Annotated in this window: 11 protein-coding genes; 6 read left to right on the top strand and 5 right to left on the bottom strand. The window is 71.9% G+C overall.

Features of this window, described 5'->3' with window-relative positions; all coding sequences use genetic code 11:
- Positions 1-32: 32 nt before the first annotated feature.
- Positions 33-761: a hypothetical protein gene (locus tag ACIBI9_RS08670; RefSeq protein ID WP_397221332.1), complete on the bottom strand. Its 729-nt coding sequence runs from the start codon at positions 759-761 to the stop codon at positions 33-35.
- A gap of 295 nt (positions 762-1,056) precedes the next feature.
- Here ACIBI9_RS08670 and ACIBI9_RS08665 point away from each other — a divergent pair, with 295 nt between their 5' ends.
- The 6 genes from ACIBI9_RS08665 (at position 1,057) to ACIBI9_RS08640 (ending at position 9,358) form a co-directional block, all read left to right on the top strand.
- The gene (locus ACIBI9_RS08665) at positions 1,057-2,454 is read left to right on the top strand and encodes an LCP family protein (protein WP_397221331.1); all 1,398 of its coding nucleotides are present in this window, start codon (positions 1,057-1,059) and stop codon (positions 2,452-2,454) included.
- A 353-nt stretch (positions 2,455-2,807) separates the two neighbouring features.
- Positions 2,808-3,947, top strand: coding sequence for a hypothetical protein (locus ACIBI9_RS08660; protein ID WP_397221330.1), 1,140 nt, complete (start codon positions 2,808-2,810; stop codon positions 3,945-3,947).
- 67 nt (positions 3,948-4,014) lie between these two features.
- A complete protein-coding gene (locus ACIBI9_RS08655; protein WP_397221329.1) occupies positions 4,015-5,007 on the top strand; it encodes a LacI family DNA-binding transcriptional regulator in 993 nt (330 codons plus the stop codon).
- A complete protein-coding gene (locus tag ACIBI9_RS08650) occupies positions 5,004-5,777 on the top strand; it encodes a sugar phosphate isomerase/epimerase family protein (protein ID WP_397221328.1) in 774 nt (257 codons plus the stop codon). Before ACIBI9_RS08655 ends, ACIBI9_RS08650 begins: the two co-directional genes overlap by 4 nt.
- A 26-nt stretch (positions 5,778-5,803) precedes the next feature.
- A complete protein-coding gene (locus ACIBI9_RS08645; RefSeq protein WP_397221327.1) occupies positions 5,804-6,727 on the top strand; it encodes an alkaline phosphatase family protein in 924 nt (307 codons plus the stop codon).
- A 60-nt stretch (positions 6,728-6,787) separates the two neighbouring features.
- Positions 6,788-9,358 (top strand): PEP/pyruvate-binding domain-containing protein, encoded by a 2,571-nt coding sequence (locus ACIBI9_RS08640; protein WP_397221326.1) that lies wholly within the window; start codon positions 6,788-6,790, stop codon positions 9,356-9,358.
- A gap of 62 nt (positions 9,359-9,420) precedes the next feature.
- Here the strand turns inward: ACIBI9_RS08640 and ACIBI9_RS08635 are convergent, their stop codons facing one another.
- The 4 genes from ACIBI9_RS08635 to ACIBI9_RS08620 form a co-directional block, all read right to left on the bottom strand.
- Positions 9,421-10,293 carry a sugar phosphate isomerase/epimerase family protein gene (locus ACIBI9_RS08635; RefSeq protein ID WP_397221324.1) on the bottom strand — a complete coding sequence of 291 codons (873 nt, stop codon included), beginning with the start codon at positions 10,291-10,293 and terminating at the stop codon, positions 9,421-9,423.
- Complete coding sequence (locus ACIBI9_RS08630; RefSeq protein WP_397221323.1) at positions 10,290-11,459, bottom strand: dihydrodipicolinate synthase family protein; 1,170 nt, start codon at positions 11,457-11,459, stop codon at positions 10,290-10,292. The genes ACIBI9_RS08635 and ACIBI9_RS08630 overlap by 4 nt, the downstream gene beginning before the upstream one ends.
- On the bottom strand, positions 11,456-12,601 hold the full coding sequence (locus tag ACIBI9_RS08625; RefSeq protein WP_397221321.1) for a Gfo/Idh/MocA family protein: 1,146 nt from the start codon (positions 12,599-12,601) through the stop codon (positions 11,456-11,458). The genes ACIBI9_RS08630 and ACIBI9_RS08625 overlap by 4 nt, the downstream gene beginning before the upstream one ends.
- Before the next feature lie 470 nt (positions 12,602-13,071).
- Positions 13,072-14,298, bottom strand: coding sequence for an HRDC domain-containing protein (locus ACIBI9_RS08620; RefSeq protein WP_397221320.1), 1,227 nt, complete (start codon positions 14,296-14,298; stop codon positions 13,072-13,074).
- Positions 14,299-14,316 lie beyond the last annotated feature (18 nt).

Genomic DNA, 14,316 nt, shown 5'->3' with positions numbered 1-14,316 from the left:
TCGCTCCTCGTTGATAGGGTTCCGTGCCTATGCTACTCGTCAGTAACTACTCCGCAGACGAGGGCGGCGGTCAGCAATGTGTAAACGACCACCGTGGCCGGCTCCCAGAGGTGGGCGCGGGCCCCGACCAGGGCCGCGACCGCCACGGCCGCGCCCGTCCAGAGCGCCGCGCCCTCTCGCCGGCGCGCGCCTCGGCCGGGGTCCCACGGATCGCCAGGTGACCCGCCCGACCGCAGGGCGCGCGCCAGTGTCCCCAACGCGTCACGTGCCCACCAGAGGACGAACAACACCCCCGCGGCGAGACTCATCAGCGCCAGCGCCTCGATGGCCCAGCCCAGGGAGTCGGCGAAGCCGTACAGGGCCGCCTCCCGGAACAGGCGCGGCGCCGTCCAGCCCAGCAGCAGCGTCACCGCCCAGCAGCAGGCCACGGCCAGCCTGCTGAGGGGGCGCACGCGTCCGGTGCGGGAGGCGGCGTACAGCTCGCGCTCTTTACGGTGGACGTGCCGGGCATGGGTGCCCCAGACGTACTGGGTGATCGCCAGCGCGGGCACCGCGGCCGCGAAGACCACCAGCGACAACACGGCCAGCGGCAGCGTCTGCTCCCTCGTCTGCGCCCGGTCGGCGAGCAGCTGGGCGGTGGCCAGCAGCGCGATCGAGGCGGAGAGCGCGACGAAGGCCCGGCGGCGGGCGGTCCTGGCCCTGGCCCGCAGCCCGGCCAGTTCCTGGGCGCCTGGAGGGGGCGCCATCTCGGTCAACAGCATGAATGTCATCATGGCGTCACTCTGTGTGGCGACGCCCTGGATTCCCGTGCTTTGGATGGAGCTCCTCGCCCGGCACGCAACAGTGGCAGCCCCGAGGATTGCCACTTTTATCTGCAAGGCGCGACAGTCCTGGAATCATCGGTAACTCGGTGAGCTACGCGCCGCCATCTGGCGGAACGCGTTCTCTTGTGGGGTGGGTGAAGGGGGGCGCGTGAGGCAGAGTCCGGAACACGTGGTGGGTGCTTCGCCGCGGCGCAGGAGGCGGCGTGAACGGGGTCCGCGAAGGCGGGTCTCCGTGCTGGGGTGGGTCGGCATCGGGCTGACGCTGGTGCTGGTGGTCGTCTCGGTCGGGGCGTACGCGTACTACCGGCGCATCGAGAGCGAGATCCCCCGCGAGCCCATCGACGTCGGGAGCCGCCCGCCGGACACCGGCGCGCTCAACGTCCTGCTCGTCGGCTCCGACTCCCGTCAGGGTGACAACAAGAAGTACGGCCCCCACCTCAAGGAGATCGGCGAGCGCACCGACACGATCATGCTGCTGCACATCTCCCCGAACCGGGACAAGGCCACCATGATCAGCTTCCCGCGCGACTCCATGGTCGCGATCCCGGAGTGCAAGAGCCGTACCGGTGCCCTGATCCCCGGCGGCCTGCGCCAGATCAACGCCGCCTTCAACGACGGCGGCATCAACTGCACGATCAAGACCCTCGAGTCGCTCACGAACATCAGGATCGACCACTTCGTGAAGGTGGACTTCACCGGCTTCAAGGGCATCATCGACGCCATCGGCGGCATCGAGATCTGCCTGCCCAAGGCCGTCAACGACCCCAAGGCGAAGCTGGTGCTCAGCGAGGGCCGGCACGTGGTCAACGGCGAGCAGGCGCTGGGTTACGTGCGCACCCGCTACGCGCTGGGCGACGGCAGCGATCTGAGCAGGATCCAGCGCCAGCAGGTCTTCCTCACCAAGGTGCTGCAGGCGGTCACGGACGGCGGCCTGCTCACCGACCCGGCCAAGCTGAACTCGTTTCTGCTGGCCGCCACCAAGGCCGTCACCCTGGACGACCAGCTCACGCTCGACCGCATGCTGGAGATCGCCGTCAGCGTCAAGGGCCTGACGGCCAAGGAGCTCAAGGGCATCACGGTGCCCACCGAGCCCTACCCGGCCGACAAGAACCGGGTCCAGTTCAGCCAGCCGGCCGCGCGCGACTTCTTCGAGAGCGTGCGCAACGACGTCGAGGTCACCACCACCCCCACGCCCGGCAAGTCCGCCGGGCCCAAGATCGAGAACAAGCAGGTGCGCGTCCAGGTGCTCAACGGCACGGGGGAGCAGGGCAAGGCGCTCAAGGTGGCCGACGAGCTGGCCGCCCAGGGGTTCGTGATCACGGAGGTCGGCAACGTCGCCGCGACCCCGAAGACCGCCCTCCGGTACGCCAAGAAGGACGCCGCCGACGGGCCCGCCTACGGGGACGCGGTGGCGGCGCGGCTGTCGAAGGAGAAGAGGACGCCCGTGGCCGGCAAGGTCAGGCCGGTCACCACGCAGCCGTACAAGTCCAAGGCCGGCGTCGAGGTCCCCGGCGGGCCGATCGTCCAGCTCGTCATCGGGACGGACTGGCCCGGCGTGCGCGTCGTGTCGGCGATCCCCGACTCGCTCAAGGACAAGGTCGTCGACTCCACCACCAACCCCTGCCTGTGACCCCTGACTGCGCCCCCTGACTGGCCGCCCGGATCTGGTTTTCGGGCGGCCGGTGGCCTGTCCTGCCCCGCGACGCCGGAGCGTGCCCGCGTGGGTGAATTCCGTGGTCAAAGGGGGTGCTGGAGGGCCGATCGGCTCACCAACAGCGCGCTCTCGATCTCCTAGAGTGACGAATGTTACAGAGAGTGTTTTTAGGGAAACATGTGAAATTTCCGGACAAGTGATGGTCGGGTCTGTTAAGAAGGGCGCGGTCCGAATTCGTACTAGAGAGGTTCATCGTGGCGCGCGACGAGAACGACAGGCCTTATGAGGATGGGCAGGGGAGGTCGTTAAACCCGGATCTGACGGGCGACGTGCTTTCCCCACGGTGGAGCACCGATGACACCGACGAGCAGCCCGCCATCCAGGTCGTCGGCAACGAGACCTACATCCTCCCGCTCGACAAGAGCGAGCCGCAGCTCATCGGTGGCCGTGACCTGCTCGACGACGGCCCGCACGACGTCCTCGGCGGTCAGAATGACCCGCTCGACGCGAGTCAGCGTGACCTGTACGGCGACCCGCTCGACGCGGGGGGCCAGCGTGACATGTACGTGGCCGGTGACCCCCTCGACGGCAGCAATCGCGACGTTTACGTGGCCGGCGACCCGCTCGACGGGAGCCACCGCGACGTGTACGGCGGGGCCAGCGGGCCCCATGAGGTCCTGGACGCCAACGACCTGGGCGGGCCCAGCGGCCCCCACCGCGTCGAGGACGACAACCCGTACCTCCCGCTCGACCGCAGCTACGACGCCGGGCTCGACGACGACCACGACGACGACAGGCCCAAGCGCGGCTTCCTCGGTGCGGGCTGGACGGAGGACTCGGACGACAAGCGCCCGGAGGACCGGCGCTCGGGCGGCCGTTCCGGCGGCGGCAACGGCGACGACGGCGAGGTGCGCCGGCGGACCAGGAAGCTGCTGGTGGTCGCGGCCGCGGTGGTGCTGGTCGGCGTGGGCGCCGGCTTCATGCTCACGGGCAACTCCTCCGACGACCCCTGCAAGGGCGGTCAGTGCGCCAGCGCGGGCGAGGTGACGCGCCCCTCGGAGAGCGCGGCCCCTGAGGACACGACCTCGGAGGAGGAGTCTCCCGAGACCGAGGATACGGACACCCCGGACCCGACCGAGTCCGAGTCCGACACCCCGACGACGACCGCGCCCACGCGGGCGGCCCGGCCCACGCGCGAGCCCTCGGCCCGTCCGACGAACACGCGCATCGGCCAGCCGACGGCGAAGGCGAGCGCCAGGCCCACCCGCGCCCCGCAGAACCAGACGAACGACACCGACGACAGCCCGAACACGGCTGACAACAGGGACAGCACGGTGTCGACCAAGGGGCCGGAGTCGAAGTCCACCCAGGCTCCGCCCACGCAGGCGCCGCCGCAGACCCAGGCGCCCGCGCCCACGCCCACCAAGGAGAGCAAGGGAATTCTGGACATCCTGTTCCCCTGGGCCTGAGACGTGCGAGGATGCGGATCCGGGTGCTGATCTGGCAGACTTGGAAACCGCTTTCCGGGGAGGTCTCGTGGTCACGCTTGAGGACGTCGCCAAGCAGGCGGGCGTCTCGCTCGCGACCGCCTCGCGGGTGCTCAACGGCAGCACCCGCCAGGTGGGCGCCACCCTGCGGGCGCGCGTCGAGCAGGCCGCGGACGAGCTGGGCTACCGCGCCAACATCGCCGCCCAGACGCTCGCCCGCGGGGCCAGCAACGTCATCGGCATCGTCGTCCACGACCTGACCGACCCCTACTTCGCGGCCCTGGCCGACGGGGCGATGCGGGCGGCCGCCACCGAGGGCCTGCTGGTCATGGTCGGCACCACGCATCGCGACCCCGAGCAGGAGATCGCCTACGTGGCGACGCTGAACGCCCAGCGCGTGCGGGCGGTGCTGCTGGTCGGCTCGCGCGTCGCCGACCCCGCCGTCACCGGACGCCTGCGCGACGAGCTCGCCCGCTACCAGTCGGGCGGCGGCCGCGCCGCCTGCGTGGGCCAGGACCTGCTCGGCGTCGACACCGTCGCGCCCGCCAACAGGGAGGGTGCCGCCGAGCTGGCCCGCGCGCTGGCCGGGCTCGGGCACACCCGGTTCGCGGTGCTGGCCGGGCCACCCCACCTGGTGACGGCGGCCGACCGGTGCGCCGGGTTCGCCGGGGCGCTGGAGGAGCTGGGGCTGCCCGCGCCGCACGTCATCCACGGGCCGTTCGACCGCGACGGCGGCTACGCGGCTGCCCAGCAGGTCAAGGACGCGACCTGCGTGTTCGCGGTCAACGACGTGATGGCGGTCGGGGCGCTCGCTGCCTACAGGGAGCGCGGGGTCCGGGTGCCGGAGGACGTCTCGGTGGCCGGGTTCGACGACATCGTGACCTTGCGGGACCACGTGCCCGCGCTGACTACCGTGCGGCTGCCCCTGACGGACATGGGCGCGCGGGCGTTGGAGCTCGCGCTGGGCGAGACGGAGGCGGTCGTGGTCGAGCAGGTCGCGGGCGAGGTCGTGCTGCGAGAGAGCGTACGGAGGATGGCGTGAAACTGGCGGTCAGCACCCTGGGCATGCCCGGTGAGGGGCTGGACAGGGCGATCGGGATCGCGGCCGGCGGCGGCTGCCAGGGCCTCGAACTGCGCCTGCACCCCGACACCGGGGTCCACAGCGGCCTCGACGCCGTGGAGCGGCGCTCGGTGCGGGAACGGGTCGAGCGGGCGGGCCTGGAGATCGCGGCACTCGCCGGATATGTCAGGGTTTGTGAGCCTGGACCGGACGAGCCGTTCATCGAGGCGCTCCTCGCCGACCTCCGGCTCGCCGCCGACCTGGGCGCCCCCGCTGTGCGGGTGTTCCCGGGCGGCGACGATCCCGCCGTCGGCGCCCGCCGGCTCAAGGCGGTCTCCGGTACGGCCTCCGTGCTCGGCACCCGCGTCCTCGTCGAGACGCACGACCACATGGCCACCGGTGCCGCCGTGGCCGCGCTGCTGGCCGAGGCCGGCTGCCCCGAGACCACCGGCGCCATCTGGGACCTGCTGCACCCGTGGCGCCACGGCGAGCCCCCGGCCGAGACGCTGGCCGCGCTGGGCCCGTATCTCTCCTACGTCCAGGTCAAGGACGCGGTCTCGGCCGAGGACACCACGCCGGTGCCCATGTGGACGGGCTCGGTGCCGCTGGAGGAGTCGGGCGAGCTGCTGCGCGCGGCCGGTTACGACGGATGGGTGTCGCTGGAGTGGGAGCGCACCTGGTATCTGCAGGTCGCCCCGGTCGAGGAGATCCTCCCGGGGGCGGCTGACTGGGTGCGGCGTTTCGCCCTGTAGATACCTGTCGCCGCTTAGATAGGGGGATGCTATCTAAGCGGAACAAGGTGCTGGTCGTCGGGATGGACGGCCTGCGGTTCGACCGCCTCCAGGCTCTGGGCGCGCCCGTGCTGGGCTCGCTCATGTCCTCCGGCGCGTACGGCACCAGCAAGCTCCCCTACGGCGAGGCGGGAACGCCGCGTACGGAGTCGCCCGGCCAGGTCGTCCCCAAGTCTCCCGAGCCGGGCGGGCGCGTCATCGCGTCGCGGACCGACTCGGGCCCCGGTTGGTCGTCGATCGCCACCGGAGTCTGGCCGGACAAACATGGCGTGGTGGACAACGGCTTCGCCAACCCCCGTTTCACGAAATATCCGGACTTCTTGACTCGTGCGAAGCATGCCCGGCCGGAGCTGAGCACCGCCGCGTTCTTCTCCTGGGCGGCGCTGGACGAGCACGGCGCGTTCAGCCCGGCCATCGACCACCGGTTCGTGCTGGACGGCTACGGGTTCGGCTCCTGGGCCGAGGCCGACAGGCGGGTCGCCGAGGCCGCCGGGCGGCACCTGGCGGCGGCCGACCCCGACGCCGTCTTCGTCTACCTGGGCGACACCGACGAGGTGGCCCACGACCTCGGGCCCCATTGCCCCGAGTACTTCGAGGCGCTCCAGACCCAGGACGCCTACCTGGGGCAGTTGCTCGACACGGTCCGGGGGCGGTCCTCGTACCGCGATGAGCGATGGACGGTGCTGATCACGACCGACCACGGGCACGTGGACGGGGGCGGCCACGGCGGGACGTCGGACGAGGAGCGCACGGTGTTCGTGATCGCGAACCGGCTGGACGATGACCTGGGCGGCCGCCCGCTCGGCGAGCCGCGGCTGGTCGACGTGGGCCCGACGGCCCTGGCCGTCCTGGGCGTCAAGGCCGAGCCCGCCTGGGATCTGGACGGTGCGGATCTTTTCATCAACTGTTGAATTTCTGCCCCGGACGAGCCAGACTGAGTGACAGGACGCTGAACCTCAGGGGAGCAGACGATGAAGACGGCACTGGCCTTCTCCGAGATCGACGCCGGGATGCTCGCCGAGGTGGGTGGCAAGGCCGCGAACCTCGGCGAGCTGGCCAGGGCCGGTCTGCCCGTCCCGCCGGGATGGGTGCTGACCACGGAGGCGTACCGGCGGGTCGCGGAGGGCCTGGAGACGAGCGGCGACGGGCTCGCCGAGCGGGCCAGGCGGCACCTGCTGGAGGCGCCGGTGCCGGACGACGTGCGCGAGACGATCGTGACGTCCTACGCCGCGCTCGGCGACGACGTGCCCGTGGCGGTGCGCTCGTCCGCCACGGCCGAGGACCTGCCGTTCGCCAGCTTCGCCGGGCAGCAGGACACCTACCTCAACGTCGTCGGCGCCGAGGCCGTGGTGGAGGCCGTGCGCCGCTGCTGGGCCTCCCTCTGGACCGACCGCGCGGTCGCCTACCGCGAGTCCAACGGCATCGACCACGCCGCCGTCCGGCTCGCGGTGGTCGTGCAGGAGATGGTGGACGCGCGGGTGGCGGGCGTGATGTTCACCGCCAACCCGGTGACCGGGCGGCGGCGCGAGGCCGTCATCGACGCCAACCCCGGGCTGGGCGAGGCCGTCGTCTCCGGCGCCGTCAACCCCGACCGGTTCATCGTGCACGGTGGCGAGATCCTCGAACGCCACGCCGGCGACAAGCGCCTGACCATCCGTTCCGTGCCCGGCGGCGGCACGGAACGCGTCGAGACCGCGCACGACGGTCTCTGCCTGACCGACGACCAGGTGCGCGCGCTGGCCGAGCTGGGCGTCCGCGTGGAGGACCACTACGGCGCGCCCCAGGACACCGAGTGGGCCATCGACGAGGACGGCCGGCTCTGGCTCACCCAGGCCAGACCGATCACCACCCTCTACCCGCTGCCCGACCAGACCCGGCCGGGCCTGCGCGTGTACTTCTCGGTCAACGTCGTCCAGGGCGTCATGGGGCCGCTCACCCCGATGGGGCTGTCGGCGTTCCGGCTGATCTCCTCCGGAGCGGCCGGGCTGCCCGGCTACGGGCCGGCCGACCCGCGCGACGGCGCGCCGTTCATGGCCGTGTCGGGCCAGCGCATGTGGCTGGACCTGACCACGGCCGTACGCAGCCGCTTCGGCCGCGCGGTCCTGCCGCGCATGCTCGCGCTGGGCGAGGCGCGCACCGTCCCCGTCTTCGAGCGGCTGGCGGAGGACCCGAGGCTCTCGGTGGTGCACACGTCCCCACGCCCGGTCCTGCGCGGCCTGCGCAGGTTCGCCCGCCGCATCCACGCCCCCTCCCGGATCCTGCTCGCCCTGACGCGGCCGAAGGAGGGCCTCGCGTACGCCGCCCGCCTCGGCGAGCAGCTGGACCGGCGCCTGCAGCTCGACGACTCGGCCACTCCCGCCCAGCGCCTGGACCACGCCGAACGCATGCTCGCCGCCACCTTCCCTGCCATCCTCTCGATCATGCCCATGGTGATCACCGGCTACGGCCTGTTCGCGCTGGCCTCCAAGCTGTCCGGCGTGCCGATCGCCGACATGCAGGACGTCCTGCGCAGCGTCCCGCACAACCCGACCACGGAGATGGACCTGGAGCTGTGGCACCTGGCCACCCGCATCGAGCCGGAGCCGTTCAGGAAGGAGCCGGTGGCCGAGCTGGTCCGCCTCTTCGAGGCCGGGAAGCTCCCGCCGGTCGCCCAGCGCGAGATCACCGCGTTCCTGGACAAATACGGCCACCGTGGCGTCGCGGAGATCGACCTGGGCGTGCCGCGCTGGTCGGAGGAGCCCGCGCACATCCTCGGCGTGCTGGCCAACTACCTGCGCATGGACGGCGGCGCCGACCTCGCGCCCTCCGCGCTGTTCGCCAAGGGGGCCGAGGCGGCGCGCTCCGCCATCGCCCACGTCGCCTCCGAGGCCGGCCGCAAGGGCCGCTGGCGGGCCGCGGTCGTGCGTTTCGGGCTCCGGCGGACCAGGGAGTTCGCGGGGCTGCGCGAGCTGCCCAAGTTCTACCTGGTCAAGACCCTCGCCGGGGTGCGGCGGAGCATGCTCGCGGTGGGGGAGCACCTGGTGGGCCTCGGCGTCCTGGACTCGGCGCGGGACGTGTACTTCCTCGGCTTCGACGAGGCCAGGGCTGCCCTGGACGGGGGCGACCTGCGCGCGCTCGTGGCGGAGCGGCGGGAGACGCACGAGCGGGAGTCGCGCCGCAGGCACGTCCCGAGGATCCTACTGTCCGACGGCACCGAGCCCGAGGCGCTCGCGACCGGTGCCGCGGACGGCGCGCTGACGGGCACCGCCGCCTCGGCCGGCACCGTCACGGGCGTGGCCAGAGTGGTGCTCGACCCCGTCGGCGCGCACCTGGAGCCGGGCGAGATCCTGGTCTGCCCGTCGACCGATCCCGGCTGGACGCCGCTGTTCCTGACGGCGGGCGGGCTGGTGATGGAGATGGGCGGCGCGATGTCGCACGGCGCCGTGGTGGCCAGGGAGTACGGCATCCCGGCCGTCGTCGGCGTCCCCGACGCCACCCACCGCATCACGACGGGGCAGGAGATCGAAGTGAACGGCGCCGCCGGGACCGTGACGCCATCATGATCCGACGCCCTTTCCTGCGGCGCTACCTCGTGGTCCGGGACAAGCCGAGGTAGCGCCGGGCGTCACCGTACGGGGAGCACCACGTCCTCGTAGCGGGCCTTCATCGTGGCCACCACCTCGTCGGGGTCGGCGGCCCAGACGTCGGCGTTGAAGATCTCCACCTCGACGTCGCCCGCGTAACCGGCGTCCAGGACGGCCTGCGTGATCGGCCGGAAGTCGATCACGCCGTCGCCCATCATGCCCCGCCCGAGCAGGATGTCCTGCGGCAGCGGGTGCAGGTAGTCGCACACCTGGTAGGAGGCGATCCTGCGGCCGGCCCGCGCGATGTCCTCGAACACCCTCGGGTCCCACCACACGTGGAACGTGTCGACCACCACGCCGACCTGCTCCTCCGGGTGGGCCAGGCTCAGGTCGAGCGCCTGGCCCAGGGTGGACAGGACGGCGCGGTCGGGGCAGTAGATCGGGTGCAGCGGCTCCAGGGCCAGCTTGACCCCGCGCCCCCCGGCGTACGGGGCGAGCTCGGCCAGCGCCTCCGCCACGCGCTCGCGCGCCCCGGCCACGTCCCGCGAGAACCCGCTCGGCGGCAGGGCCTCGCCCGGCTTCACCCCGGGCAGGCCGCCGACCACCATCACCAGGCAGGCCGCCGACAGCTCGGCCGCCTCGTCGATGGCCCGCCGGTTGTCGTCCAGCGCCTGGGCGAAGGCCCGCCGGCCCTCCTCACCGGGCAGCCCGCCCGCCGTGAGGAAGCCGCCCCGGCACAGCGACGACACCCGCAGGCCGGCCTCGCGCACCAGCTTCACGCTCTCCGCGAGGCCCTGCTCGGCGACCTTCTCACGCCACAGCCCGACCGCCTCCAGACCGTGCCGTACGCACCCGTCCACGGCCTCGGCCACCGACCACCGCCGGGTCGTCCACTGGTTCAGAGAAAGACTCACAGTCCGTTCACCGCCAGCAGCGCCTTCATGCGGCCCACGGCCAGCTCCTGGTCGGACAGGAGACCGGCCTGGTCGGCGAGGCGGAACACCTCCGCCAGGTGCCGCAGCGAGCGGGCCGACTGGGCGCCGTTCACCATGGCGAACGCGTCCTGGTGGCCGTTCAGCCAGGCCAGGAAGACGATGCCGGTCTTGTAGTTGTACGTCGGCGTCTCGAAGATCTTCCTGGACAGGGGGACGGTCGGGGCGAAGATCTCGTCGTAGCGGGCGAGCTGCCGGGCGGCCTCGTCGTCGTCCTGCGCCGCCTCTGCCGCGTCCAGGGCCTGGAGCGCCGCCGTCGCCGCCGGGGCGATGGCGTCGAAGATGCCCAGCAGCGCGTGCGAGCCCGACTTGATCAGCGACGGGTAGTTGAAGTCGTCCCCCGTGTACAGCCGGACGCCCTCGGGGAGCGCGGCGCGCAGCCGTACCTCGTGGTCCTCGTCCAGCAGCGACACCTTGACGCCGTCCACCATCGCGGCGTGCGCGTGGATCAGCTCCAGGAACGACTCGGTGGCCGCCGCCACGTCGCCCGAACCCCAGTAGCCGGCCAGCTGCGGGTCGAACATCTCGCCCAGCCAGTGCAGGATCACCGGCCGGTCCGCCAGGCCGAAGAGCTTGCCGTACACGTGGTGGTAGTCCTGCGGACCAGCCGCCACCCTCGCGAGCTGGCGGGAGGCCATGACGATCACCCCGGCGCCGGCCGACTGGACGGTCTCGATCTGCTCGGCGTACGCGGCCGTGATCGTGTTGAGGTCGGCGGCCTGGGGCGCGTGGTCGGTGCCCGCGCCGCAGGCGACCAGCGTCGCCGGGTCGCCGTACGAGCGGGCCTCGGCGGCGCTGCGCTGGATGAGCTCCTTGGTGGCCGCCCAGTCCAGGCCCATGTTGCGCTGGGCGGTGTCCATGGCGTCCGCGACGCGCAGGCCGTGCGACCACAGGTGGCGGCGGAAGCGCAGGGTCGCGTCCCAGTCGACGGCGGCGGGGGAGCCGGGCGTGTTGTCGCCGAGCGGGTCGGCCACCACGTGCGCGGCCGCGTACACGACGCGGCCGGCGGGCGGCCCGCCGGGAACCTCCCACGTGACGGGCTCGCGCAGGGTGTAGGCGCCGATCCCGGGCAGGTCGATCGTCGTCACAGCTGCGGCACCTCGATCCTGCGACCCTCGGCGGACGAACGCAGCCCCAGCTCGGCGAGCTGCACGCCGCGGGCGCCGGAGGCGAAGTCGTTCGGGAAGGGCGCGTCCTCCAGCACGTGCTTGATGAACGCCTCCCACTGCACCTTGAACCCGTTGTCGAACTCGGCGTTGTCCGGCACCTCCTGCCAGCCGTCGCGGAAGCGGGCGGTGGCGGGCAGGTCGGGGTTCCAGACGGGCTTGGGGGTGGCGGAGCGGTGCTGCGCGCGGCAGTTGCGCAGGCCGGCCACGGCGCTGCCGTGCGTGCCGTCCACCTGGAACTCGACCAGCTCGTCGCGGTTCACGCGAACGGTCCAGGACGAGTTGATCTGCGCGACGATGCCGCCTTCGAGCTCGAAGATCCCGTACGCGGCGTCGTCCGCGGTGGCCTGGTAGGTGTTGCCCTGCTCGTCCACCCGGGCGGGGACGTGCGTCACGGCGCGGGCGTAGACGGACTCGACCCGGCCGAACAGGTTCTCCATCACATAGTGCCAGTGCGGGAACATGTCGAGCACGATGCCGCCGCCGTCCTCGGCCCGGTAGTTCCACGACGGGCGCTGCGCCTCCTGCCAGTCGCCCTCGAACACCCAATAGCCGAACTCCCCGCGCACCGACAGGATCCGGCCGAAGAAACCGCCGTCGATCAGCCGCTTCAGCTTGAGCAGGCCGGGCAGGAAGAGCTTGTCCTGCACGACGCCGTTCTTGACCCCCTTGGCCGCCGCGGCCTCGGCGAGCGCCACGGCCTCCTGCGTCGACTCGGCGGTGGGCTTCTCGGCGTAGATGTGCTTACCTGCCTCGATGGCCTTCAAGACGGCCTTGACGCGGGCGCTGGTGACCTGGGCGTCGAAGTAGATCAGGTTGTCGTCGTCGGCGAGGGCGGAGTCGAGCTCCGTAGTGAAATCCGAAATCCCATGCTTCGCCGCGATATCTGCCAATTTATCGGCATTTCTGCCGACAAGTACTGGCTTGATCTTCACCCTGCCGCCGTCCGAGAGCGTGACCCCGCCCTGCTCGTTGATGGCCAGGACGGAACGGACCAGGTGCTGACGGTAGCCCATCCGCCCGGTGACGCCGTTCATCACGACGCCGATGGTGCGCACGCTCATTGAGGATCCCTTCAGGACAAACATGGGGAAAGCGCTTTCCCGAACCGTACGGCCGCCCCACCAACCCCGTCAAGTAGCCCCAACCCCCACACACCCGAAAAACCTCGCACCGGAGGCGGGACGCCGGCGCGTTGCGGCCGATTGACGCGCCGGGGACAGGCGCGGCCGCCCTGCGGCGTGCGCAAGGCGGCTGCACGGCCGTCGTCGGAGGGACGTCCAGCGCTGCACACACACTGCAGGAGCGCGAGGTGCCGGCTCATGTCGCGTGGGCGCGCCCGCCCTCCGAGCGCCCGGTCGTGCGGCGCGTTGGTGCGCCTTTACGTCATGCGCGGGTGCAACCGAATGGCGCCGCGTCGGCGGGATGGTGTGCGGCGGTGGCCGGCGCAACGCGCGGTGCCCGGCCCAGCGCGACGCGCCCCGACCCTCCCGGGTTCGGGTGGGTCGGGGCGCGTTGGAGTGAAGGGCGGGTGCTAGAGGTCGCCGCGGGTCTCGAGGCGGGCCAGGGCCTTGGTGATGGGGTGGGCCGTCAGGGAGAGCTGCCACTCGCGGGCTCCGAGCTCGCGCAGCCGCCCGGTCACGGTCTCCTCGGTGATCTCCTCCGGCGGCTCCCAGGTGAGCCGCCGCACCGCGTCCGGCTGCAGCAGGTTCTCGGTCGGCATGTGGTGCTGCTCGGCCAGCCCCGCCACCACCGCCCGCGCGGCGGCGAGGCGTTTGGCGGCGGCCGGGTCGCGGTCGGCCCAGCGGTTGGGCGGGGGCGGTCCGTCGCCAGGGGTGCTCGGCTGCGGGAGCTGGTTGTCCGGCAGGCCGCGGGCCCGGGTGACGGCGGAGAGCCAGTCGCTCATGTGGCGGCGTGCGCTACGCCCGGTGAATGCTGATATTTCGGTCAAGGCCTTCTTGGTGCGGGGCCCCTCCAGCGCGGCGGTGACGATGGCCGCGTCGGGCAACACCCGCCCGGGCGCCAGGTCGGCCTCCCGGGCGATCCTGTCGCGCATGGTCCACAACTCCCGCACGATCGCCAGTGCGCGTACGTTCCGGACCTTGTGGATGCCCGACGTACGCCGCCAGGGATCGGAGCGCGGCACGGGCGGGGGCGTGTTGAGCACGGCGGCGAACTCCTCGCGCGCCCACTCCAGCTTCCCGCTGTCCGCCAGCTCCTGGTAGAGCACGTCACGGAGCTCGACCAGCACTTCCACGTCGAGGGCCGCGTAGCGCAGCCAGTCTTCCGGCAGCGGCCTGGTGGACCAGTCGGCGGCCGAGTGTCCCTTCTCCAGCCGCAGCCCGAGCACGGTCTCGACCATCGTGCCGAGCCCCACCCGCTCATAGCCGAGCAGCCGCCCCGCCAGCTCGGTGTCGAACATCTCCCTGGGCCTGAACCCCACCTCCAGAAGGCACGGCAGGTCCTGGGAGGCGGCGTGCAGCACGATCTCCGTGTCGGCCACGGCCGCGTCGAGCGCGGACAGGTCGGGGCAGGCGATCGGGTCGATCAACGCGGTGCCCGCCCCGGCCCGGCGCAGCTGTACGAGGTAGGCGCGGTTGCCGTAGCGATAGCCCGAGGCGCGTTCGGCGTCGACCGCCACGGGACCCTTGCCCGCCGCGAAACGCGAAACGATTTCAGTCAGCGCGTCGGCGTCCGCGATGACCGCTGGAATGCCCTCGCGCGGCTCCAGGAGCGGCACGACGGTACGTTCTTCTGTCACGAGTTCACCGACCTCATG

The sequence above is a fragment of the Nonomuraea sp. NPDC050451 genome, assembly GCF_044458585.1.
The sequence above is the reverse complement of the archived record's forward strand: the minus strand, read 5'-3'. Positions and strand labels throughout refer to the sequence as shown.

Coding starts and splice junctions, on each gene's coding strand:
- ACIBI9_RS08670 (WP_397221332.1), bottom strand. CDS start 761: ATGCTGTTGACCGAGATGGCGCCCCCTCCAGGCGCCCAGGAACTGGCC.
- ACIBI9_RS08640 (WP_397221326.1), top strand. CDS start 6,788: ATGAAGACGGCACTGGCCTTCTCCGAGATCGACGCCGGGATGCTCGCC.
- ACIBI9_RS08625 (WP_397221321.1), bottom strand. CDS start 12,601: ATGAGCGTGCGCACCATCGGCGTCGTGATGAACGGCGTCACCGGGCGG.
- ACIBI9_RS08645 (WP_397221327.1), top strand. CDS start 5,804: ATGCTATCTAAGCGGAACAAGGTGCTGGTCGTCGGGATGGACGGCCTG.